Source organism: Sphingomonas sp. jy18, from assembly GCF_056931895.1.
In genome coordinates this window covers 713,217-733,331 of record NZ_JBXPBT010000001.1, presented here as the reverse complement: position 1 = coordinate 733,331, position 20,115 = coordinate 713,217, and the positions used below count along the sequence as shown (strand labels likewise).

Annotated in this window: 24 protein-coding genes; 5 read left to right on the top strand and 19 right to left on the bottom strand. The window is 66.4% G+C overall.

Going from position 1 to position 20,115, the window contains the following annotated elements:
• Window positions 1-16: 16 nt before the first annotated feature.
• The 13 genes from AC0QC4_RS03580 to AC0QC4_RS03520 all read right to left on the bottom strand — a co-directional run bounded on the left by AC0QC4_RS03580 (window position 17) and on the right by AC0QC4_RS03520 (window position 6,425).
• The gene (locus AC0QC4_RS03580) at window positions 17-487 is read right to left on the bottom strand and encodes a phage virion morphogenesis protein (RefSeq protein ID WP_483658342.1); all 471 of its coding nucleotides are present in this window, start codon (window positions 485-487) and stop codon (window positions 17-19) included.
• A gap of 10 nt (window positions 488-497) precedes the next feature.
• Window positions 498-980 (bottom strand): phage tail protein, encoded by a 483-nt coding sequence (locus AC0QC4_RS03575; RefSeq protein WP_483658341.1) that lies wholly within the window; start codon window positions 978-980, stop codon window positions 498-500.
• Complete coding sequence (locus AC0QC4_RS03570; protein WP_483658340.1) at window positions 980-1,204, bottom strand: hypothetical protein; 225 nt, start codon at window positions 1,202-1,204, stop codon at window positions 980-982. Before AC0QC4_RS03570 ends, AC0QC4_RS03575 begins: the two co-directional genes overlap by 1 nt.
• A 10-nt stretch (window positions 1,205-1,214) precedes the next feature.
• Window positions 1,215-1,580: a hypothetical protein gene (locus tag AC0QC4_RS03565; RefSeq protein WP_483658339.1), complete on the bottom strand. Its 366-nt coding sequence runs from the start codon at window positions 1,578-1,580 to the stop codon at window positions 1,215-1,217.
• A gap of 13 nt (window positions 1,581-1,593) precedes the next feature.
• Entirely contained in the window at window positions 1,594-1,716 is a 123-nt protein-coding gene (locus tag AC0QC4_RS03560; protein WP_483658338.1) for a hypothetical protein, read from the bottom strand.
• Entirely contained in the window at window positions 1,713-2,096 is a 384-nt protein-coding gene (locus AC0QC4_RS03555; protein ID WP_483658337.1) for a tlde1 domain-containing protein, read from the bottom strand. Before AC0QC4_RS03555 ends, AC0QC4_RS03560 begins: the two co-directional genes overlap by 4 nt.
• A gap of 2 nt (window positions 2,097-2,098) precedes the next feature.
• On the bottom strand, window positions 2,099-2,251 hold the full coding sequence (locus AC0QC4_RS03550) for a hypothetical protein (protein ID WP_483658336.1): 153 nt from the start codon (window positions 2,249-2,251) through the stop codon (window positions 2,099-2,101).
• Window positions 2,244-2,624, bottom strand: a complete 381-nt coding sequence (locus AC0QC4_RS03545) for a hypothetical protein (RefSeq protein WP_483658335.1) — start codon at window positions 2,622-2,624, stop codon at window positions 2,244-2,246. Before AC0QC4_RS03545 ends, AC0QC4_RS03550 begins: the two co-directional genes overlap by 8 nt.
• 5 nt (window positions 2,625-2,629) lie before the next feature.
• On the bottom strand, window positions 2,630-2,863 hold the full coding sequence (locus AC0QC4_RS03540) for a tail protein X (RefSeq protein WP_483658334.1): 234 nt from the start codon (window positions 2,861-2,863) through the stop codon (window positions 2,630-2,632).
• The gene (locus tag AC0QC4_RS03535; RefSeq protein WP_483658333.1) at window positions 2,863-3,339 is read right to left on the bottom strand and encodes a head completion/stabilization protein; all 477 of its coding nucleotides are present in this window, start codon (window positions 3,337-3,339) and stop codon (window positions 2,863-2,865) included. The genes AC0QC4_RS03540 and AC0QC4_RS03535 overlap by 1 nt, the downstream gene beginning before the upstream one ends.
• 139 nt (window positions 3,340-3,478) lie before the next feature.
• Window positions 3,479-4,261, bottom strand: coding sequence for a phage terminase small subunit (gene gpM, locus AC0QC4_RS03530; protein WP_483658332.1), 783 nt, complete (start codon window positions 4,259-4,261; stop codon window positions 3,479-3,481).
• Window positions 4,262-4,425: 164 nt separating this feature from the next.
• Window positions 4,426-5,475 carry a phage major capsid protein, P2 family gene (locus AC0QC4_RS03525; protein ID WP_483658331.1) on the bottom strand — a complete coding sequence of 350 codons (1,050 nt, stop codon included), beginning with the start codon at window positions 5,473-5,475 and terminating at the stop codon, window positions 4,426-4,428.
• 71 nt (window positions 5,476-5,546) lie between these two features.
• The gene (locus AC0QC4_RS03520) at window positions 5,547-6,425 is read right to left on the bottom strand and encodes a GPO family capsid scaffolding protein (protein WP_483658330.1); all 879 of its coding nucleotides are present in this window, start codon (window positions 6,423-6,425) and stop codon (window positions 5,547-5,549) included.
• 160 nt (window positions 6,426-6,585) lie between these two features.
• Here AC0QC4_RS03520 and AC0QC4_RS03515 point away from each other — a divergent pair, with 160 nt between their 5' ends.
• Together AC0QC4_RS03515 and AC0QC4_RS03510 are read left to right on the top strand one after the other, a co-directional pair.
• Entirely contained in the window at window positions 6,586-8,430 is a 1,845-nt protein-coding gene (locus AC0QC4_RS03515; protein ID WP_483658329.1) for a terminase large subunit domain-containing protein, read from the top strand.
• A complete protein-coding gene (locus AC0QC4_RS03510) occupies window positions 8,430-9,431 on the top strand; it encodes a phage portal protein (RefSeq protein WP_483658328.1) in 1,002 nt (333 codons plus the stop codon). Before AC0QC4_RS03515 ends, AC0QC4_RS03510 begins: the two co-directional genes overlap by 1 nt.
• Here AC0QC4_RS03510 and AC0QC4_RS03505 read toward each other — a convergent pair.
• The 3 genes from AC0QC4_RS03505 to AC0QC4_RS03495 form a co-directional block, all read right to left on the bottom strand.
• The gene (locus AC0QC4_RS03505; protein WP_483658327.1) at window positions 9,413-10,177 is read right to left on the bottom strand and encodes a BRO-N domain-containing protein; all 765 of its coding nucleotides are present in this window, start codon (window positions 10,175-10,177) and stop codon (window positions 9,413-9,415) included. The two genes, AC0QC4_RS03510 and AC0QC4_RS03505, sit on opposite strands and share 19 nt — an antisense overlap.
• Window positions 10,174-10,452, bottom strand: coding sequence for a hypothetical protein (locus AC0QC4_RS03500; RefSeq protein ID WP_483658326.1), 279 nt, complete (start codon window positions 10,450-10,452; stop codon window positions 10,174-10,176). The genes AC0QC4_RS03505 and AC0QC4_RS03500 overlap by 4 nt, the downstream gene beginning before the upstream one ends.
• A gap of 1,495 nt (window positions 10,453-11,947) precedes the next feature.
• Complete coding sequence (locus tag AC0QC4_RS03495) at window positions 11,948-12,802, bottom strand: PhzF family phenazine biosynthesis protein (RefSeq protein ID WP_483658644.1); 855 nt, start codon at window positions 12,800-12,802, stop codon at window positions 11,948-11,950.
• 246 nt (window positions 12,803-13,048) lie between these two features.
• On the opposite strand from AC0QC4_RS03495, the gene AC0QC4_RS03490 reads away from it, so the two are divergent.
• From AC0QC4_RS03490 to AC0QC4_RS03480, 3 genes are read left to right on the top strand one after another with little or no spacing between them, the layout of a single operon-like run.
• Entirely contained in the window at window positions 13,049-14,656 is a 1,608-nt protein-coding gene (locus AC0QC4_RS03490; protein ID WP_483658325.1) for a DUF4153 domain-containing protein, read from the top strand.
• An 11-nt stretch (window positions 14,657-14,667) separates the two neighbouring features.
• A complete protein-coding gene (locus tag AC0QC4_RS03485) occupies window positions 14,668-15,372 on the top strand; it encodes a response regulator transcription factor (RefSeq protein ID WP_483658324.1) in 705 nt (234 codons plus the stop codon).
• Window positions 15,369-16,946, top strand: coding sequence for a sensor histidine kinase (locus AC0QC4_RS03480; RefSeq protein WP_483658323.1), 1,578 nt, complete (start codon window positions 15,369-15,371; stop codon window positions 16,944-16,946). The genes AC0QC4_RS03485 and AC0QC4_RS03480 overlap by 4 nt, the downstream gene beginning before the upstream one ends.
• Before the next feature lie 21 nt (window positions 16,947-16,967).
• Here the strand turns inward: AC0QC4_RS03480 and AC0QC4_RS03475 are convergent, their stop codons facing one another.
• The 3 genes from AC0QC4_RS03475 to AC0QC4_RS03465 form a co-directional block, all read right to left on the bottom strand.
• Window positions 16,968-17,147, bottom strand: coding sequence for a rubredoxin (locus AC0QC4_RS03475; RefSeq protein WP_483658322.1), 180 nt, complete (start codon window positions 17,145-17,147; stop codon window positions 16,968-16,970).
• 1 nt (window position 17,148) lies between these two features.
• Window positions 17,149-18,432 carry a cytochrome P450 gene (locus AC0QC4_RS03470; protein WP_483658321.1) on the bottom strand — a complete coding sequence of 428 codons (1,284 nt, stop codon included), beginning with the start codon at window positions 18,430-18,432 and terminating at the stop codon, window positions 17,149-17,151.
• A gap of 88 nt (window positions 18,433-18,520) precedes the next feature.
• Window positions 18,521-20,053: a S10 family peptidase gene (locus AC0QC4_RS03465; protein ID WP_483658320.1), complete on the bottom strand. Its 1,533-nt coding sequence runs from the start codon at window positions 20,051-20,053 to the stop codon at window positions 18,521-18,523.
• Window positions 20,054-20,115: the final 62 nt, after the last annotated feature.

The window sequence follows — 20,115 nt, the reverse complement described above, 5'->3', positions numbered from 1 at the left end:
GAGCGGTGCGACCGGGTCAGATACCGGAGCGCTCGAGATGATCGAGCACGGCCTGCATGATGGCGTCCGGATCATCCTCGCCAAAGCCCATCAGGCGGCGGGCGGGATATTGGACCTCGGGTGCGCCGCGGAAGCGGGCGACCCGGTCCCGCAGGCCGAAGTGATGGATCTCGGCCGTCCTGCGGACATCGCCGACGAAGCTGACGGCGACGCCCTCGGCTTGGGCGTCGATCTTCATGTTGCGGGCGAGCGCGATCTTCCGGAACATGCGCCCCTTCTTGCGCACCCGCTGGCCGTCGCGGCGCATGCGTGGCTTGCGCGGCTCCATGGCGCTGCCGTCGGGCTGGATGTTGGCGGCCACTCGCTCGGCATTGCTCTGGCGCAATATGCGGCCGATGCGCAGCGCGAGGCCGCGTCGCTGCGCCGGCGACAGGCGCGCCGCCAGCCCCATGATCCAAGGCTCCAGTCGGGAAAAGTCGTCGGCCACCGGCGCCGGGTCAGTCGGCAGGGCCGGGGATGACGCGATCGGTGCCGAGCCACAGCTCGGTCAGCGCGGGTGCGAGCTCGACGTCGTCGGGGAACATCGGGACCGGCTCGGCATGATGCTGCAGATCGAAGCCGCCGCCTTCGCGTGCGACGGTCGAGACGGTCTCGGTGAGGTCAAGCTCGATCGAGAGGTCCATGGCGCGGGTGTCGAGGATGTCGGCCTCGAAGGTGAAGCCGGGCGCGGACTGGCTGGCGACAAGATCGGGCTGGTTCCGGCGCAGCCAGTCAACCAGCAGGATGAAGATGATCGATGGCGACAGGGTCCAGTCGAGCACCACCACATTGAGGCGGTAGCCATATTGGAAGGCGAGGGAGGCGGTCTGCCGCGAGCGGATCGAGCCGCGGTCGATCCACATGCGAAGGCGCTCCGGATCCCGCGCGAGATCCGGGAGCGCCGCAGTGATATGGATGCGGAGCGAGTCAGGCTTGAGCATCAGGCCGGGCCGCGCCCGTTCCCGCTGCCAGCCGCATCGGCGAGCTTGTCCTGCAGGCGCTGATGCGCGGCATCGCTGGCAATGCGCGCCTCGGCATAGGCTGCCTTGAGCTTGGCCTGGTCGGCTTCGCTGAAGGTGGTCAGGGCCAGATCGAACAGCTGGCGGAAGGCGTTGGCAGCATCGACGCCGCTGCGCAGGATCTCGAGAATCTGGTTGAGGGTCATGGCATTCTCCCTAGGTGATCAATCGGAGCAGAGCGGCGATCTCGGAGCGAGCCTCGCGCAGGGCCTCGGCGTAGCTGGCGGCATTGCTCGCATCATAAGCCGTGCGCGCGGCCTGAACGGCGGCAAAGGCCTTGCGATCGACTTCGGCAACGCGGGTGGCAGTGGGGCCCTTGATCAGGCCGGCATCGGTCAACGCCTCGACGGCGCGACTGGCCGCCTGATAGGCGATCTCGACGGCGATCGCGCCGCGCTCATCGAGCGTAGTCTGGTCGGCCGCGGCGACGGGGCTGGGCGGTATGCCTGCAGCCAGTCCACCGATGCCGGCACAGCCGGAAATGAGGAGGGCGATGATGGACAGGATCAGCAATCGAAGCATGACGGATTCTCCTTCAGTGTGCGTGGACGAACCAGACGAGCAGCAGGCCGAGCATGATCAGGGCGACCAGAAAGGGCATCGCCGCCTGTCGCATGAGGTCGAGCGGCCACCATTCATGCTCGCGCGGATCGCTCACGCGATGACCTCGAGCTCGCGATCGCCCGACGCCCACATTGCGATGCGGACAGCGCGAGGCAGGATGATGCAGCCGCGCGAGCCGGTGCCGGGCGCGCGGATACTGTCGCCGTGGATGCGGAAGGCGCTGCGACCGGTTGCCTCGTGCCGGTCATCGATGGTGGGATCGTCGAGCGACCAGAGCGTGATCGCCCGCGGGCCGACGTTCTTGCTGTCGTAGATCGACTGCATGCGCCAGCGGCCGCGCGGGATGGGGCCGACGCCCTTGACGCCCTGCAGCGCCGGGTTGTTCTTGCCGCGGCCATGGCCGCTGTAGCCGGTCGATACCAGCTGGCCCTTGGCGTTGCGCAGCTCGCCGCTCGACTGGTCATAGGTCCACATCGCTATCTCCTCTGGCGATCGACAAGGTTACGAAAGGTGCCCAGCGGCTCCTGTCCGCCGGCGCGCAGCCGGCTGTTGTGCCAGACCGCCTTCAGGCCCGCGAACAGGGCGAAGGCGGTCGACAGTGCGACGAGGATCAGGACCAGGTCAGGCATGGGGCTCTCCACCATCGGGCGGAGCGATCGGCTGCGGCATGCCGATGCGCTTGCGGAACAGCCACTGGACGGCATCCAGCAGCAGCACGAATCCGACGCCGCCCAAGCCCATCGACAGCAGCACCGACATGATCGGCTCGAGGTTGCCGTGCGCGGTCAGGGTGACAGCGATCGTTGCGAAAGCAGGCAGCGCCGAGAGTTCGGCATAGACCAGCCAGCGACGCCGGCGGCGCCAGTGGGCGGCGAGCTCGGGCTCTGCCGGCGGATCGGGTGCCATGGCGAACAGCAGCATGCCGAGCTTCGCGCCGACGACGGTCGCGGCAGCGAGGATCGAGAAAGTCCACCAGAGCATGAATTCGCGCCAGTCAGTCATCGGTATCAGTTCCACAGCTGGACCGTCTCGATGGCCGGGGCAGCGGTGATCGAGGACGGCAACAGGATGGCGGCACCCTCGGGCAGGATGACGCTGGCGGCATGTGCGGGGTTGAGAGCGATGGCCTCCTCGACGACGCCGTCTGTGCGGCCGAGGACGCGCCAGCACAGCGCGTCGAGCGTCTCGCCGGCGAGCGCGGTGGCAGGGAGAGGGGCAGCGGGCAGGAGGGGCTGGGCCATCAGATCAGCTCCACGGCGACGCGGGTCACCTTGAGCATGTCGCGGATGGCGGCGATCGAGACGCGGCGCATCTCGGCGGCAGTGCTCATTTCGTCGGCGAGCCGGTCGACCGCTTCCTGCGTGGCAGCCGAGTCCCGGGCGAGATCGGCGAGTTCGGCCGCTGCGGCGAAGCGCACCGCGCGCAGGAACAGCAAGGTCAGGCGATGCTGGCCATCGATCGTGGCTTCGGAATCGACCGCAGTCAGATCTTCCGCGCCGGCGGCGACGTGCATGGCCTTCCAATCTGCAAGGTCGCCGGTGACCGTCAGCAGCGCGCCTTGGAGAGCAGCGACGAGCCGGGCGTGCGGTACATCGAGGCGCAGCTGCATGCTGTCGCGCATCGCGTTGGCGTCGATGCCCGGGAACCATCCATCCGCATCGATGGTCGCGCCATCGGGCGACTGCGGCGGCGGGGGCATGGCAACGAAGCCGGTCACGTGCTTGCTCTCCGATCAAAGTGGGGGGGTGGGGTCATCGTGCGCGACATGGCCGAGGCCTGCCGTGCCGGTGACCGCCCCCCCGGCGCCGTGGGGCGTCCCTGAATTACCTTCCCCCAGCGCAGGCGCTGGCGGTTCCTTAACTGCCGCCACCCTGCGGAGGCGTCGGCGGTGTTGCTGGGGCGAGCGCCTTGAGCTCGCGCTCGATCTTCTCGATGTCCTTTTTGACCCCGGCTTTTTCGTCGAGCGCCATGGCGCGGCGCAGCGCCTCGAGCGCAGCCGACAGCAGCGCCGGCTTGCCGCCGGCAGAAACCTCTGCCGCGTCCGGATCGAACGTCTCGGCCTGCGCCATCAGGTTGCGGCCGAGCGCCTTCATCAGCTTGGCGCGCACCTGGTCCGGCATGTCATGCGCAGCAGTGACCTGCTCGGTCGCGATCAGCGTGCCATGGTCGACGGCGCCGACGTCGGCGAGCGCGCGATCGGCGATCTCCTCGGCGATCAGGGTTGCCGGGGTGCGCTTGTAGCGCTCGGGCAGCGGCAGATTGTGGGTCAGCACATGCACGGCCAGCTGCAGCGCCATGATCCAGTTGCCGATGTCGATGTTCCACACCAGCATGGTGGTGACGATCTCGTCTTCGGCTGCCGCGCCATCGCGCCCGGCGCGCATCGCGCCTTCCACCCAAGCCTGATAGCGACCGACCATCGCGCGCTTGGCCTCGATCTTCCGCTCGACCGACTGGATCTGCGACAGGCTGCGCATGTCCTCGCCCAGCTGCTCGAGCAGCTGCTGGTACTGGCTGGCGGCAGAGCCGGACTCCGCGGGTGACGCATCGCTCATCTCGCCAGCTGCAGCCGGCAGCGACGATGTGGCGCGTTGCGCGGCGAGGATGGATTCGCGACGGCGGCGGGCAAGGCTGGTCATGCGGAGCGGCTCCTGTGCAATGTGCCCGCTCGATCCGGCGGCGGGCGACCGGCGGGGCTGATAGGGATGCTCTGCATCCCGTCCCCCCGGTCTCTGCGCTCGGGCTGTTGCGGTACCGACCCGGATGTCAGACACCGCCGTCAGAGCCCCTCGGGGTATCGCGGTCAGTCGGGCTTCTTGCCGATGACGATGTTCTCGACGAACGAGGTCAGCTCATAGTCCTCGACGACATAGTCCTCGTTGACGCTCTCGTAGTTCTCGACCTGGTCGAGCGCGGGCTCATCCTTGATGAAGCGCCGGCGGGTGCCTTCCTGATAGTAGATGGACAGGTTGTCCAAGGTGGTGATCAGGATCGCGTTGGCCGGGAAAAAGGGCACGCGGACAGCCGGCAGGCCGCCGAGCTGCTTTTCCGAGCGCAGGATGCGATCGGCAGCCTCGACCTCGGTGGCGGTGTCACCGGTGGCGTTGACGATGTTGAAATATTTCTCGTCAACGAGATCGTGGCCGACGATGACCACCAGGTCGGTGCGGCCGCGGTGCCATTCCGGGATCAGCGACTTGGCATCGAGCACCAGCGCATCGAGGTTGCGATAGTCGACCTCGACGCCGACTTCACCAGGCGCGACATAGATCGCCTTGCCAGCGCCCGACAGATCGCCATCGTCGAGCACCTGCGCAGGGGCATGGGTGCGAATCTTGTGCAGCCAGCCAAGGTTGACGTCCTGCAGCAGCGGGTTGGCGACGCGGTCGGTCTGCGCGGCGGCCGAGGTGCCGTGCCAGCCAATCATGATGCGATCGCGGCCCTGCTGCTTGGCAATGGCGTCGCGCAGCAGGGTCTGGAATTCGGGCCGGTGTCGCCACGCGTCGATTTTGGCATATTTGATCGCGCTGTCGAAGTTGGTCTGGCGGCAGAAATACTGCCCGCGATCGCTGGTGTCGGTCGGATCGGTCGGGGTTCGGCGGTTGCCGGCGGCAGTATCGGTACGCCCCGCCATGGTGCGGTTGACACCGACACCGACCTTGGCGCCCGACTGCTGGACCACCGGCTCGATGTTGATCTGTTGCAGGAACTCGCTGCTGTTCTTGATGACCTCCTCGAGCTTCTGCTCGACGACGGGGGCAACCGTGAACGGGATGGTCGCGTCCGCCACTGAATTGAGCAGCGCGATCTGCGAGACGTAGGCGGTGAAGAGGATGCGCGTGGAGTTCTGCATGGCGGTTTCCTAGTCGGGTCAGGTCGGGCGCGGAGCGGTGTGAGCGGGTGGCGGGGCTGGATCGATGCGGGTCAGCAGTCGGTGGCGACGAACTTCTGCGGCATGCCGGTCGCGGGCTGGCGGGTCTGCTGGCCCGGCGCCGGCGTGCCCGACGCCAGCTGCTCGACGGCAGTCAGGCGATCGCCCAGCGCGGTGAGGCTGGCGTTGGTGGCGGTGGCCATCTTTTCCATGCCGGCGGCGATGGCGGCGATTCCCATGCCGATCGCGGCGAAGTCACCGGCGCCGGGCTGGGCTGCCGGGGCCGTGGCAGGATCGACCTGCGGCGCCGGTGGATTCTGGATAGCCGGGGCCGGCGGCGCCGACGGGGTGAAGCGCTCGAGCAGGCCCTTGAGCGCGCCGAAGACGCCGGTCGGGTCCGCCTCGGGCGAGCCATCGATCAGCTCGATGGTCGCTTCCTCGGCCGCCGAGAAATAGTTGCCCGGCTGCTGCTTGCGGGCGGCGAACGGATTGACCGACGCCTTGGCCGCGAATTCCAGCATCTCGGTGCCGAGCGAGGCCGGGGAATCGGTGACGGCGAGGCCCATCAGATAGGCCTTGCCGCTGTTCGAGAAGGACGGGTTGATCTCGATCGAGGTGTAGAGCTTCTGCCGCTTGCGGTTCATCTGCACCAGCGGCTCGAGCGCCTCGATCTCGGCGAACAGCGCGAGGCGGCGCTCGGCCTTGCCGCCGACGTTGAGATCGATCTCCTGCGTCTTCAGCGACAGCACGTCGCCGAGCGACTGGAAGGGCGGGTCCGCCGTGATGCCGCGGATGTGCTCGAGGTTGACCCGGGCCGCATAGGTGTTGCGGTCATAGGTCGCCGCCATCTCCTCGAGCCATTTGCGGTCGATCGTGCGGCCATCGACGGTAGCGCCTTCGACGGCGACGCGGAAAAACTTGGACTTGGCCATGAAAAGCTCCCGATTTGACCATGGCACCATCGGCACCGGTGTCTGGCGGGAGTGAGGGCATGAAGATGCGCGGCACCGCAACGCCGCAACCTTGTAACGGTACGCGTTACAAGGAAGGGGCAGGGGTCGGGGCCATCGATCTCCCCTAGCGTGCGCCGCCATGAGCGCCGCGCCGCCCTTCGATCCGCCAGAGACGGCGACCTCCATCCGTCCGCCTGCCGTGACGCCGGTCGATGCGCGTCGGCGCGCGCGATCGCTCTACTGGCAGGGCTGGACCGTCGGGCAGATCAGCGAGGAACTCGACCTGCCGATCAGCACGGTGAGCAGCTGGAAGTCGCGCGACAAGTGGGATGCGGCCAGCAGCGTCGAGCGGGTCGAGGACCATCTCGATTGCCGGTTGGCAATGCTGATCGCCAAGGAGCGCAAGAGCGGCAGCGACTTCAAGGAGATCGATCTGCTGATGCGCCAGTTCGAACGACTGGCGCGCATCGGCAAATATATGCGGGGGGGCAATGAGGTCGACCTCAACCCCAAGGTGGCCAATCGCAACAGCCCCGAGGTCAAGGAGAAGAAGAGCAAGGCCAAGAACCTGATCGATGCCGAGGGACTCGCCACACTGAAGGCGGCGTTCCTCGCGGCGAACTTCGCGCATCAGGAGACGTGGTGGGCCAATGTCAGCCGCCGCACCCGCTTCATCCTGAAGAGCCGGCAGATCGGCGCGACATGGTATTTCGCCCGCGAGGCGCTGATCCACGGGCTGGAGACCGGCAACAACCAGATCTTCCTGTCGGCGAGCCGCAACCAGGCCAATATCTTTCGGCAATATATCGTCGAGTGGGTGCAGGCCGAGCTGGGCATCACGCTGCGCGGCAACCCGCTGGTGATCCAGCGCGGTACCGATGAGGCCGGCAACCAGCTGCCGCCCTTCGAGATGCACTTCCTCGGCACCAACTTCCGGACGGCGCAGGGATATCATGGCGACATCTATGTCGACGAGGCCTTCTGGATCTTCGGCTTCGAGCAGCTCAACAAGGTCGCGCAGGCGATGGCGACCCACAAGCGGTACCGCCGGACCTATTTCTCGACGCCGAGCGTGTTGGCCCACGAGGCCTATCCGATGTGGAGCGGCGACAAGTTCAACCGCCGCCGCGCCAAGGCCGATCGGGTCAAGATCGATATCGGCCACGAAACGCTGAAGCATGGCGCCGAGGGCGGCGACAGGATCTGGCGGCACATCGTCACGATCGACGACGCGATCGAGGGTGGCTTCGACCTGGTCGACCTCGAGGAGCTCCGCTTCGAACATTCGGCCGACGAATTCGACCTGCTGTTCCTGTGCCGCTTCCTCGACGACAGCCAGTCGACCTTCCCGATGGAACTGATGCGGCGGTGCGCGGTCGATGCCTTCACCCAGTGGCAGGACTTCAACGCCTATGCCGCGCGCCCGTTCGGCGACGGCGAAGTGTGGCTGGGTTATGATCCGAACGGGGAAAGCGGCACCGGCGACGATGCCGGCCTGATCGTCGCCGCGCCGCCGGCGACGCCCGGTGGCAAGTTCCGCCTGCTCGAGAAGAAGCGGCTGCGCGGCCGCGACTATCAGGAGCAGGCCGACATCATCAGGGCGATCTGCGCCCGATACAATGTGACGCATATCGCGATCGACACCACCGGCGTCGGCAGCGCGGTCTACAGCCTGGTGGTCAAATTCTTCCCGCTCGCCCGGGCCATCACCTATTCCGCCGAGGTCAAGGCGATGATGGTCTACAAGGCCAAGAAGGTGATCTCCGACGGGCGCCTGCAGTTCCCCGCCGAGTGGCAGGAGCTGATGTCCAGCTTCATCGCCATCCACCCCAAGGTCACCCGCGGCGGCAAGTCCGTCACCTATGTCGCCGGCCGCGGCGGCGGCACCGGCCACGCCGATCTGGCGTGGGCGACGATGCACGTCCTTTTCAACGAAGCCCTCGACCCGACGCTGGCGGGGGAAAGCACCATGGAGATCTTCTGATGTCGGATCAGGTCGAAACTGCCGCCGCCGGCGAGCTGACGTGGGAGTCGTTCACCTTCGGCGAGCCGGAGAGCGTGATCGATCGCAGCGAATGGCTGATGATGCTCGAGGCCGTGCACAACGGCAAATATTACGCTCCGCCGATCTCGATGGTCGGCCTGGTCAAGGCGCACCGGATGTCCGCGCACCACAGCAGCGCCATCATCCTCAAGCGCAACATGCTCGCCTCTGCCTTCCGCCCATCGCGGCTGCTGACCCGCGCGGCGTTCGCGCGGATGGTCACCGACTATCTGGCCACCGGCAACGGGTATCTCGAGCGGATCGACAATCTGGCAGGCCGCCCGCTCGAGCTAAGGCCATCGCCGGCGATCCACACCCGCGTCGGCACCGAGCCGGGCAGCTATTTCTATCTGCAGCCGGGCAAGGATGACCATGAGTTCCGCAAGGGATCGGTGATCCACCTGCTCGAGCCCGACCTCATGCAGGAGATCTATGGTGTCCCGGAATGGTATGCCGCGCTGCAGTCGGGCCTGCTCAATGAGGCCGCGACCATCTTTCGCCGGCGCTATTATCTCAACGGCAGCCATGCGGGCTTCATCCTCTACATCAACGAGGAGGGCCTGCAGGACAAGGACAGCAACAAGATCCGCGAGGCGCTGCGGCAGGCGAAGGGGCCGGGCAATTTCCGCAACCTCTATCTCCACATCCCCAAGGGCAAGAAGGACGGGGTGCAGATCATCCCGGTGAGCGAGGTCGCAGCCCGCGACGAATTCATGAGCATCAAGAACTGCAGCCGGGACGACATTCTGGCGGCGCACCGGGTGCCGCCCCAGCTGCTCGGCGTGGTGCCGAACAACAGCGGTGGTTTCGGCAGCGTGACCGATGCGGCGAAGATGTTCTGGCTGCACGAGATCCAGCCCCTGCAGCGGGTCTTCATGGCGATCAACGATGCACTGGGCGTGACCGCCGTCGACTTCGATCCCTACGAAGTGCCTGCCTGACCATCGCCAAACAAAAGCCGGGCGCGGGTCAGCAGATCCTGTCGGCCGATTTCGTCCGCCACATCCATGGCGCGCTTGAGCGTCCGGTCGCTGTGCGTCCTCTGCCGGATGCCGGTGAGGATGTAGTGCACGTCGGCACCCGCACACAGCAGCGCCTGCCAGCGCTGCATGCGGCCTAGAAACTTGGCCATGTTGGTGCCGCCCAGGCGGATGGCGGAGAGGTGATTGCGCGACAGGCTGGTCAGCCGGTCGAAATCCAGACCGGATTCGGCGATCAGCCGGTCGCGCTCCTCCAGAAACCGCTCGGCAGCGGTTGCCGCCGCCGGCGCGTCGCTGTGCTGGTCGATGGCCGCCAGCTGTGCGGCAGCGGCGACGCGCGCCGGATCGTAGAAGCCATAGCGGCGGATGCTGGGCAGGACATCATGCACCACCCAGCGTTGAAAGCGCTTCGCCTCGGCCCGGCGTGATCGGAGGATCGCCCGGAACAGGCCGGACTCGGAAATGAGCGCTGCATCCGATCCGCGGAGGTAAGTACGCTGTTTTAGCGTACTTGTAAAAACGTCACTATTCGTGACATATTTGTCACTACGCTCTTTTAGCGTAGTGAGCTCATCCTCATCCATGTAGCGCGTCATATCCGGCGCGCTGCGATAGCCCAGCGCCTTGGCGACGTCGGTGGCAAACCACCACAGCGCGCCGTCGCGATCGACGATGCGGACTTCGAAGGGCAGCGCAAGCAGGGTCATTGGCGGGTTTCGTTCGCAGAGCGGAAGGGCAGATCACTGCCGATATAACGGGTCATCCGCGCAAATGTGCGGAAAATCGCGGCGATCTGATCCTCTAGGACCTCGCCACCATCCGGGCTGGCGCAGGCGAAAGCCATGGCCACGCCGTCCATCGCCTCGCCCAGGTCGCGCAAGGCATATTCCGCCTCCTCGCCCAATTGGAAGTGACCCAGTACGAATGGCTCCTTTACCGGCTTGGATGCAGCCGGAGCGGCGGATATGGAGGCTTTAGCCAATGTCGTTCTCCTCAGGAACGGTTGCGGTCAGAGCCGGTGCGAGGGGGCTACCTTGCATCGGCTCGCATTTTGTGGCACCCCATTTTCAGAATGTCAATTACGGGCACCCCAAAAAAGCGCGGACGTCCCGCTACCGGGCGAGGAACTGGCGTCAACGTTCGCCTTCAGCCCGTTGAGCTATCAGTTCTGGATGCCTGGATTAAGGCAAATGCCCCGGAAATCAGCCGTCCTGAGGCTGTTCGCCGTCTCATGACAATGGGCTTGGGCGTCGAAGACTGACGCGCCAAGGCGTTATGCTAAGCGATACACCTTAGGACTATACCGACGGGGTTTGGCCCCGCAGGCCACGCCGTCATCATGTCCGCACCCGACGGACCGCCCGCTTCCATTCTGCTTTTGGCGGCCATGGCAGGCTCACCGTCGCTGCCGTGCCCAAGCGGGCCAGATCGATCGACGCGCGCGCCCGGCACTCACGTCCGTCGGAAGGATGTCTGCTCGAGCATCGCATGCGCTGGCCGACTGCAGCGAGCCGATCGTCCCAGCCTCGACGATGGAACAGCCACCACAGCTGGTGCGGGTCGAAGATCGCGACCCGCCCGCAGCGACAGCAGGTGGCGCGAACTGGCTCGTGATGTAGCGCCGCCTCAAAGACAGTGGTCGGGATCCGCTGCCCCTCCTTGGACCATCTCATCGCCATCCTCCGCCGACTCGGACGGCACCCTATGGAACAAAGCGCGAACTAGGGCGAGGGCGCCACCCTGACCCAGCGCGCCGCGCTCGCCCCCACGCCTCGCCTGCTCGCTCTTCTTGATGTGGGGACGCAGAGGGCCGCCCCCCGGCCCCCGGCCTCGGCCGCGGCCTTGCGAGGGGTGTGGAGCGGTAGACGCGCTACGCAGTTCGACGCGACGCGATGCAGCCGGCAACACGCTGGGCGGAAACGATTTTTCGCGATCGGGTGGCGCTTATCTGGATAGGGGGCGCGGGGATGACCTAACATTTCTAATCTGGCATCGTTTCCTATGCCAAGCCACTGAAAACGCTTGGGAAAAAAATTAGGTCGGGCACCTAACCTTGACCTAATTTTTCCCGGCGCTCGACCTAATCCCTAGGATTTCTGCGGGTTTCAGCATCCTCAATAATTAGGTCTGATCTATATAATCTGGTTAGGTCAATGTTAGGTCAGATGTTAGGTCGCAAAGCCGCAGAAAACCGCCATTGTTAGGAAGGTTATGTCATCCCCGCGCATACCCACACAATAAATCGAGGGCCAAGGCTAAAATCTATGCACGCACTTTGTCCGCGCAGATCTCACGATCAGCTCGCTATGTGACGACGATGTCGATCGACAGTGGAGAGAGGGGTTAGGCCGCTGCGATGAGGGCGTATTTATGCCAGCGGCTAAATCGAGCCCCCGCAACCAGATTTGTCGACAGCCCCGGCCGCAAGACCGGGGCTTTTGTCGTTTCAGGTCGGGCGTGATCGTTCTGCTGAGGCGCTAAAGAACAGAATCGCCGGTCAGCCCAATCACCATCGTTGCGGTATTGCCGCCCACCCAGATCCGCCCTGCATCGTCTTGCTCGATGGCGATGCGCCCGCGCCGGCCGAGGCAGGTTCCCTGCGTGGCGGTATAGCGGTGCGGTGCCTGCCCGCTCCCGATCATCCACGCCGCTACCGAGGCGTTGAGACTGCCGGTTACCGGATCCTCGATCAACGCGCCGTGCGGATCGCTGAAGATGGCGCGCACCTCATAGGCATGGGGATGACCGGCCGGATGCAGCCCGACCATGCCGATGTCGATCCGCGTTGCATGCGCACGCGCCGGTCGTACCGCAAGGACGGCATCCGCGCTCGCCAACTGCAGCCCCAGCCAGCCAGGTCCGTTGTCTATCCACTCTGCCGCGACTAGGTCGGCCACCGCGATGCCGAGCACGCTGCAGGCTTCTTCGAGCTTGGCCTGTTCGACCGGGCCCGACCGGAGCAGCGGGGGAGCGGCAAAGGCAAGTCCGGCCTCGCCGCGCCGGATTGTCACAAGACCCGCACCGCATTCCTGCACGATCATGTCGGCTTGCCGGGGCACGCCGCCATTGGTCAGCCAGGCGTGGCAGGAACCGAGCGTCGGGTGCCCGGCAAAGGGCAATTCCCGGTCGAGCGTGAATATGCGCACGCGATAGTCGGCCTGTGGCACGCTCGGCGGCAGCAGAAACGCGGTTTCGGAGAGGTTGAACCAGCGGGTGATGCGCTGAAGCGCGTCCGTGTCGCGGTCTTCTGCCAGCGCGATGACCGCCAGCGGGTTGCCGGTGAAGGGGCTCTCGCCGAAGACATCGACCATCTGAAAGGGATAACGCGCCATAATCCGTCCAACCCGCTCTTCCAGCGCCGCCGCCAGCGGCGCAGGGCGCACCATTGCCATCGTCCCGCCGATTGCAAGCGCGAAGCGGGGGCCGCCGTCAGTCCCTTGCGCGGGCGGCCACGGGATGGCGGGCCGCACCCGCCTGCACATTTTCTGCACGATCATCGCACCACACGCCGACACCGCGCACCGCCCGGTCTGCGCATGGCGCGCGCATAGCGGCCCTTGCCTTCAAGGGGAAATGTAATGACCGCGCAGCGTCGCTTCATCAGTTCACTCGGTTTCAAATTTGTCCTCGCCATTCTGGTCATCGCCGTCGGCGACTGGCTGTTCTACCAGCGGCACTGGGGCGGCACCGGCTACGGCCTGTTCGCGGCCGCGCTGGCGATTGCCGCGATGGCGGGGCGCCCGGCCATCGTCCGGGATCGCGTCGCGCTGGCCTTCTGGCTGGCCAGCCTTGTCTTTGTCGCAGCGTTGATCTTCGATCCGTCGTTGCTGGCCTGGGGGCTGTTCGGTGCGTCGCTGGGCATCGCCATTCTGAAGCCACGCACCGGCCCGTTCGACGATGCGTGGCGCTGGTTCCAGCGGCTGGTGTGGCAGACAATGACCAGCGCCATCCTGCCCCTGCTCGATCTTGCCCGGCTGAGTCGGCTTAAAGCTACCATGCGTGCGCGCGGGCGACCGATGCGGGCATTGCCGCTGCGCACCCTGGCCTCCACCGTCGCCCTGCCCTTGATCGGTACCGCCATCTTCCTGATGCTGTTTGCCGATGCCAATCCGGTGATCCGCGACTGGCTGGGGAACCAGCGCATCGACGATTTTGCGATTCTCCGCCCGATACTCTGGGCGCTGCTGCTGCTGTTCGCCTGGAATGCGCTGCGTCCCCGGCTGGCCCTGCGGCTGCTCGCCAGCTTCGACGGGACCGGCGACGTCCGCATCCCCGGCGTCAGCGTCGCGTCGGTGACGCTGTCGCTGGTCATGTTCAACGCGCTGTTCGCGCTGCAGAATGGCATGGATGTCGCGTGGCTGTGGGGCCTTGTGCCGCTGCCCGACGACATGAACCTCGCCGAATATGCGCATCGCGGCGCCTATCCGCTGATCGTCACCGCGCTGCTCGCCGGACTGTTCGTGCTGGTGACATTGCGGCCCGGCTCGCAGACCGCCGCAACCCCGGCGATCCGCTGGCTGGTGACGCTGTGGATCGCACAGAATGTCCTGCTGGTGGCATCGAGTGCACTGCGCACAATCGATTATGTCGAGGCCTATTCGCTGACGCTGCTGCGCCTCGCCGCGCTCGAATGGATGGCGCTGGTCGCGCTCGGCCTGCTCTTCATCCTGTGGCGGATGCTCAGCGGCAAGAGCGGGCCGTGGCTGATCAACGCCAATGCGGCGGCCGCGCTGCTGCTGCTCTCCGTCGCGGCGTTCGTCGACCATGGCGCAATCGTCGCGCGCTGGAACGCCACCCATGCGCGAGAGGTCGGCGGCAAGGGCGTGCAGCTCGATCTCTGCTACATGCGCAGCCTCGGCTCCTCGGCGCTGCTGCCGCTCATTGAGCTTGAGCACAACCCACACTTGACCGCCGAATTCCGCGAGCGCGTTACCGCCACCCGTCAGCATCTCCGTCAGCAAATCCGATGGAAGGAGCAATCTGGCGCCTGGACTGTGCGCGACCGGCGTCGGGCCGCACGTGCCGATACGCTCGACAGCTACCGTTCGCCGCTTAAGCTGGCAGCAGGATATCGGGATTGCCATGGCCGCCCTCTGAGGCCTGTTGTGCCACCCGCTCCGCCCATCACGACGGCACCAGCCGTCGCGCCTACCCCCGCCCCATTGACACCGACCGCACCGCAATGATCATGGCCCCCATGTCCCGCACCATCCTGATCGTCGATGACGACCCCCATATCCGCCAGCTGCTGGCCTTCGCGCTGGCCAAGGCGGGGATGACGACGATCGAGGCAGGCGACGGGGAAGCCGCGCTGGCGCAGGTCGCGGCGCACGCCCCGCACCTCGTTATCCTCGACATCGCCATGCCGCGCATGGACGGCCTGGAGGTGTGCCGCCGCTTGCGCAGCGAGGGCGACACCCCGGTGCTGTTCCTGTCCAGCCGCGACGAGGAGATCGACCGGGTGGTGGGCATCGAGCTCGGCGCCGACGATTATGTCGTCAAACCGTTCAGCCCGCGCGAAGTGGTGGCGCGCTGCCAGGCGATCCTCAGACGCACCACGCCCAAGGCGCCGGTGGTGGCCAGCCACGGGCTGATCCGCCACGGCGGGCTCGACATGGATGTCGATGGCTGGACGGTGCTGTGGCAGGGCGTGGAGGTGCCGCTGACCGCGACCGAATTCGGCATATTGCGCACGCTCGCCGCTATGCCCGCGCGCTTCTTTTCGCGCGATGCGATCATCGACCGGCTGCACGGGCCGGGCTTTGCCATCACCGACCGGACCATCGACAGCCATGTCCGCAACTTGCGCGCCAAATTCGGCGCGGTCGGCTGCACGACGCTGATCGAGACACGGCCGGGCGTGGGCTACCGGCTTGGGGCGTGTATGCCCGCACCGGCATGAGAGCGGCGCTCAAGGCCGCCATCGCCCGCCGCTGGCCGCGCCTGCACCTGCGCACGATCATTTTCGGTACCTTGCTTCTGGTTGCGGCGCTGCCCGGCGTCGGGGCAATCTTCCTGCGGGTTTACGAAAACGCGCTGGTACGCCGCACCGAAGCCGAACTGATTGCGCAGGGCGCGGCGCTGGCCGCGAGCGCGGCGCTGTTGTGGCCGGGCACGGATGCCGCCGCGCCGCCGCGCGCGCGGCCGGTCATCAACAGTCGCTACGAGCTGGTGCCGACCGAAGTCGACCTCAACGACGCCCCGATCCTGCCGACCCGCCCGGATCCGGTCCCGACCGCGCTGACGCCGGACCCGGCAGCGCAGCAGGTGGCCGATCGCCTCGCCCCGGCGATTGCCGAAACACAGGCCGCGACGCTGGCCTCGGTCCGCCTGCTCGACCGTCAGGCGATCCTGCTCAACGGCGATCGCCCGGGCTTTCGCCTCGCTGTCGCCGATGAAGTCCGTGAGGCGCTGGCCGGGCGCACCGCGACCCGGTTGCGGCGGCTGCACCCGCATCAGCGCGACCGCCCGCTCGATTGGCTGAGCCGCGCCGAAAATCTGCGCCTGCATCATGCGCGCCCGATCCGCGTCGACGGCCGCCCCGTCGGTGTCATCCTCATCTCGCGTTCGCCGCCGCCGCTGTTCGCGGGCATGGCGGAAGACTGGGGCAAGATCAGCATCGGCGTCGTCACCATCTTCCTCACGCTGATCTTCCTCACCGCGCTGCTGGCACGCACCATTGTCCGTCCGATCGAACGGCTGTCCGCCGCCACCCGCGCCGTCGCCGCCGGGCGCAGCGATTTTCCCGGCGATCCGTCGCTACGGGTGATCGAAATCGAGACGCTCTATGCCGAGTTTCGTAGCATGGCCGACGGCATCCGCCGCCGCTCCCGCTATCTGCGCGATTTCGCGGCTTCGCTCAGCCATGAGTTCAAGACCCCGCTCGCCGGCATCACCGGCGGACTCGAACTGATCGAGGATCATGGGACGGAGATGAGCGCGGCCGAGCGCCGGCGTTTCCTCGCCAACATGCGCGCCGATGCCGATCGCCTGTCCAGGCTGACCGGGCGGCTTATGGAGCTGGCCAAGGCCGACATGCGCGCACCCGATGGCAGCGCCTGCTGCGATGCCGGGGCGGTGCTGGCGCAGGCGGCGGACGGCTATCGCAGCGAGGGCTTTGCCATCGACTGCGCGGTGGCGGCGGGGGCGATGGTCGCCCTCGACGCCGAGACGCTGCGCGCCATCGCCGCAGTGCTGATCGACAATGCGCGGCAGGCGGGGGCAGGCCGGCTTGGCCTCGGCGCAACCCTGCTCCCCGACAGCATCCGGATCGACTTTGCCGACAACGGACCCGGCATTCCCCCTGCGGACCGCGGCCGCATCTTCGACACCTTCTTCACCTCGAAGCGGGAGAGCGGCGGCACCGGCCTCGGCCTCGCCATCGCGCGCAGCCTGGTAGAAAGTGCCGGCGGCGCGCTCACCCTCGAAGACAGCAGCGAAGGCGCGCATTTCCGGCTGGTGCTGTCCCGCGCCTGATACCGCTGCCCGCGGCCGTAATCACATCTCGACCATCTCGAATTCGTCTTTGCCGGTGCCGCATTGCGGGCAATACCAGTCGGCGGGGATGTCGGCCCAGCGCGTGCCAGGGGCGAGGCCTTCTGCCGGATCGCCGGCCTCCTCGTCATAGACATAGCCGCAGTTCAGGCACTGCCAGACCTTGAATGGCTCCCCCGCCATGTCACTGTACCCCGAAGCGGACACGGACATGCTTGGGCCCGCATACGAAGTTGGATCGGGTCAGCTCGGGCGGCGCGGTCAGTTCCAGCGAGGACAGGCGCGGCAGCAATTCCTCCCACAACAGCCGCATCTCCATCTTGGCGAGATGCTGGCCGACGCAGACGTGCGGGCCGTAGCCGAAGGCGACATGGCGGTTGGGCTTGCGGTCGATATCGAATTCGAACGGCCGCTCGAACGCTGCCTCGTCGCGGTTGGCGGATTGATAGGGCAGCATCAGCCAGTCGCCCTGTCTGACCTGCTGCCCGCCAACCTCGACATCGGCCATGGCGGTGCGCATGAAATGCTTGACCGGCGTCGCCCAGCGGATGCTCTCGTCGACGAACTGGCCCATCAGCGAGGGGTCGGCCTGCAATCGCCGCAGCAGCTCGGGCCGCTCGGCAACCGAGCAGAGCGCGGACGCGGTGGTGTTGGACGTGGTGTCGTGCCCCGCCGTTGCGGCGATGATGTAGAAGCCCATGATCTGGCGGTGGTTGAGATATTCACCGTCGATGGTGGCGTTGGCGATCAGGCTGTTGACCTTGGCGTCGTCGGGAGCCTCGCGGAACCGCTTGGTCACCTCGGCGAAATAGGCTTCCAGATCGGCGTTGGTCTGCACCAGCTGCTGCAGCGCCTCGGCGGGGGTGACCTCCGCTTTGTTGCGGTTGAGCTCGGGGTCGCCGGCGGAGAACAGCTCCTGCGTCAGCTTCATGAGGTAAGGCTCGTCCTCCTGCGGCACGCCCAGCACCGTCATGATCACGCGCAGCGGGTACCAGAACGCGACCTCCTCGGCGAAATCGCATTCGGGCGCGCGGTCGATCATGTCCTGCGCCCAGACCTTGGCGATGCCGCGGACCTGCTCTTCCATCTTCTTGACCGCCGCCGGAGTCATCGCGGGGAAGACGACGCCGCGCAGCGCCTTGTGCTCGGCTCCGTCGACCGAGACCAGACTGCGGATCAGATTGGCCTCGCCGCCGGTCAGGAAGCGCACCACCGCCTCGCTCTCCTTGGGCGAGACGACGGTCGGGCGCGGTTCGTTGAAGAAGATGGTGCCCTGCCGCTCCACTTCCATCACGTCGGCGTGGCGGGACACCACCCAGAAGGGGGCGTATTCGGTTTCGGCCGTCATCGCCATCGGCGCATCGCGGCGGATTTCGGCAAAGGCCTCGTCGATCGGCGTCGCCTGCTGATAGGCTATCGGATCGACGATGGTGCGCGACAGCGCCTCGGACAATGTTGGTGCGGTCATGCTCTGGCCCTCTCCCGGCGCTTTGGTTTCCGTTAACGTCAACCAAAGTCGGGTACAGGTCAAGCCATGGCGGCTTCCGGACCGTTGGCTACTGCCCGCGGATGAACGCGCGGATGTCGCGCGATAGCGCTGCCCGGTCCTCGTCGCGCACATACATCATGTGGCCGCTGTCATAATAGCGGAAGGTGATGCGATCCCGGGGGAAACCGGTGCGGGTCAGCGCATATTCGGCTGCGAAAAAGGGCGTGGCGAAATCGTACCAGCCCTGCGCATTGAACACGCGCAGCCCGGAATTTTCCCGCATCGCCCGGCTGATATAGGGCGCGACATTGAGGTAGGTGTCGCTGTCGCGGCCGGCGTTCAGCCGCCAGTCCCAATTGCGCACCCCGCCGATGGTCGAATAGGCCCGGTCGGTGCGATAGTTCAGCGTGCGGCGCAGATGGTCGTTGATCGCCGCGGTATAGCCGGCATCGATGCCGTAGAAGCTCGGGTCATTGTCCGGCGTCTCGCCCGCCGCGTCGGCATCGACCCCGGTGTAGCGCGCATCGAGCCGCCCGACCGTCAGGCCCCGGTCGCGCAGCAACTCCTTGTAGAAGCGCGCCGGGGTGATGCGCAGGTCGGCGCGCTCGATATATTCCTCGGAAATGCCGGTGTAGCGGGCGAGGTCGCGGCGCACCGTCGCGCGGCGCTCGCCGCTCAGCGCATTGCCCTGCATCAGCGCGGGCAGATAGACGTTCATCGCCCAGTCGCGGGCCTCGGCCACCACTTGCGCGGTCGGTGCGCCGTTGAAGGCCGACTTGCCGTGGAACAGCGCGGTTGCCGCCATGCTCGGCACGTTGAGCGCGTAGCTGACCTCGTTGCCCGGCGTGTCAGCACCCGCGCCGAAATCGAGCACGGTCGAAATCAGGATGATGCCGTTGAGCCCGACATCATTGTAGCTGCCCTCGAGCTGGTTGAGCACCGCCGCCGACCGGGTGGTGCCATAGCTTTCGCCGCCGAGATATTTGGGCGAATTCCAGCGGCCATTCTCGTCCAGCCACTGGCGGATGAACTGGGCGACCGAGCGCGCGTCCTGCGTCACGCCCCAATAATCGGCCGGATCGACGCCGGGCATGGCGTAGGAAAAGCCGGTGCCGACCGGGTCGATGAAGACGATGTCGGTGACATCGAGCAGGCTGTCGGGGTTGGCGACCAGCGGATAGGGCGGTGCGCCATCATCGCGCGCATCGGAAGGGATGGCGACGCGCACCGGGCCGAACGCGCCCATGTGCAGCCACAGCGATCCGGAGCCCGGACCGCCGTTGAACAGGAAGGTGACCGGGCGGTTGGGATCGTTGCCAGCGCGCACATAGCTGGTTGAGAAGATCGAGGCGCGGGGTGTGCCGTCGTCGGCGCGCAGGAAGGTTTCGCCGGCCGTGGCGACATAGTCGACGCGCACGCCGTTGAAGGTGCCGCTGTGGCGGGTGACCGACCGGTTGGGCTGGCGCTGGTCGGTTTCCGCCGGGGCCGTTGCCGCCGCAGGGGCCGGCGTCGCGCGCGCCTGCTGGGCTGTCGCCGCCATCGGCGCCAGCGCCACCGCGCCCGTTGCCAGCCATGCCAGAGCCAAACCTGTCTTGCGCATTGTCATCTCCCCTTTGCCTGAGCGGGATAGCCGATGCCGCCCGCAGTGCAAGGATACTTGCG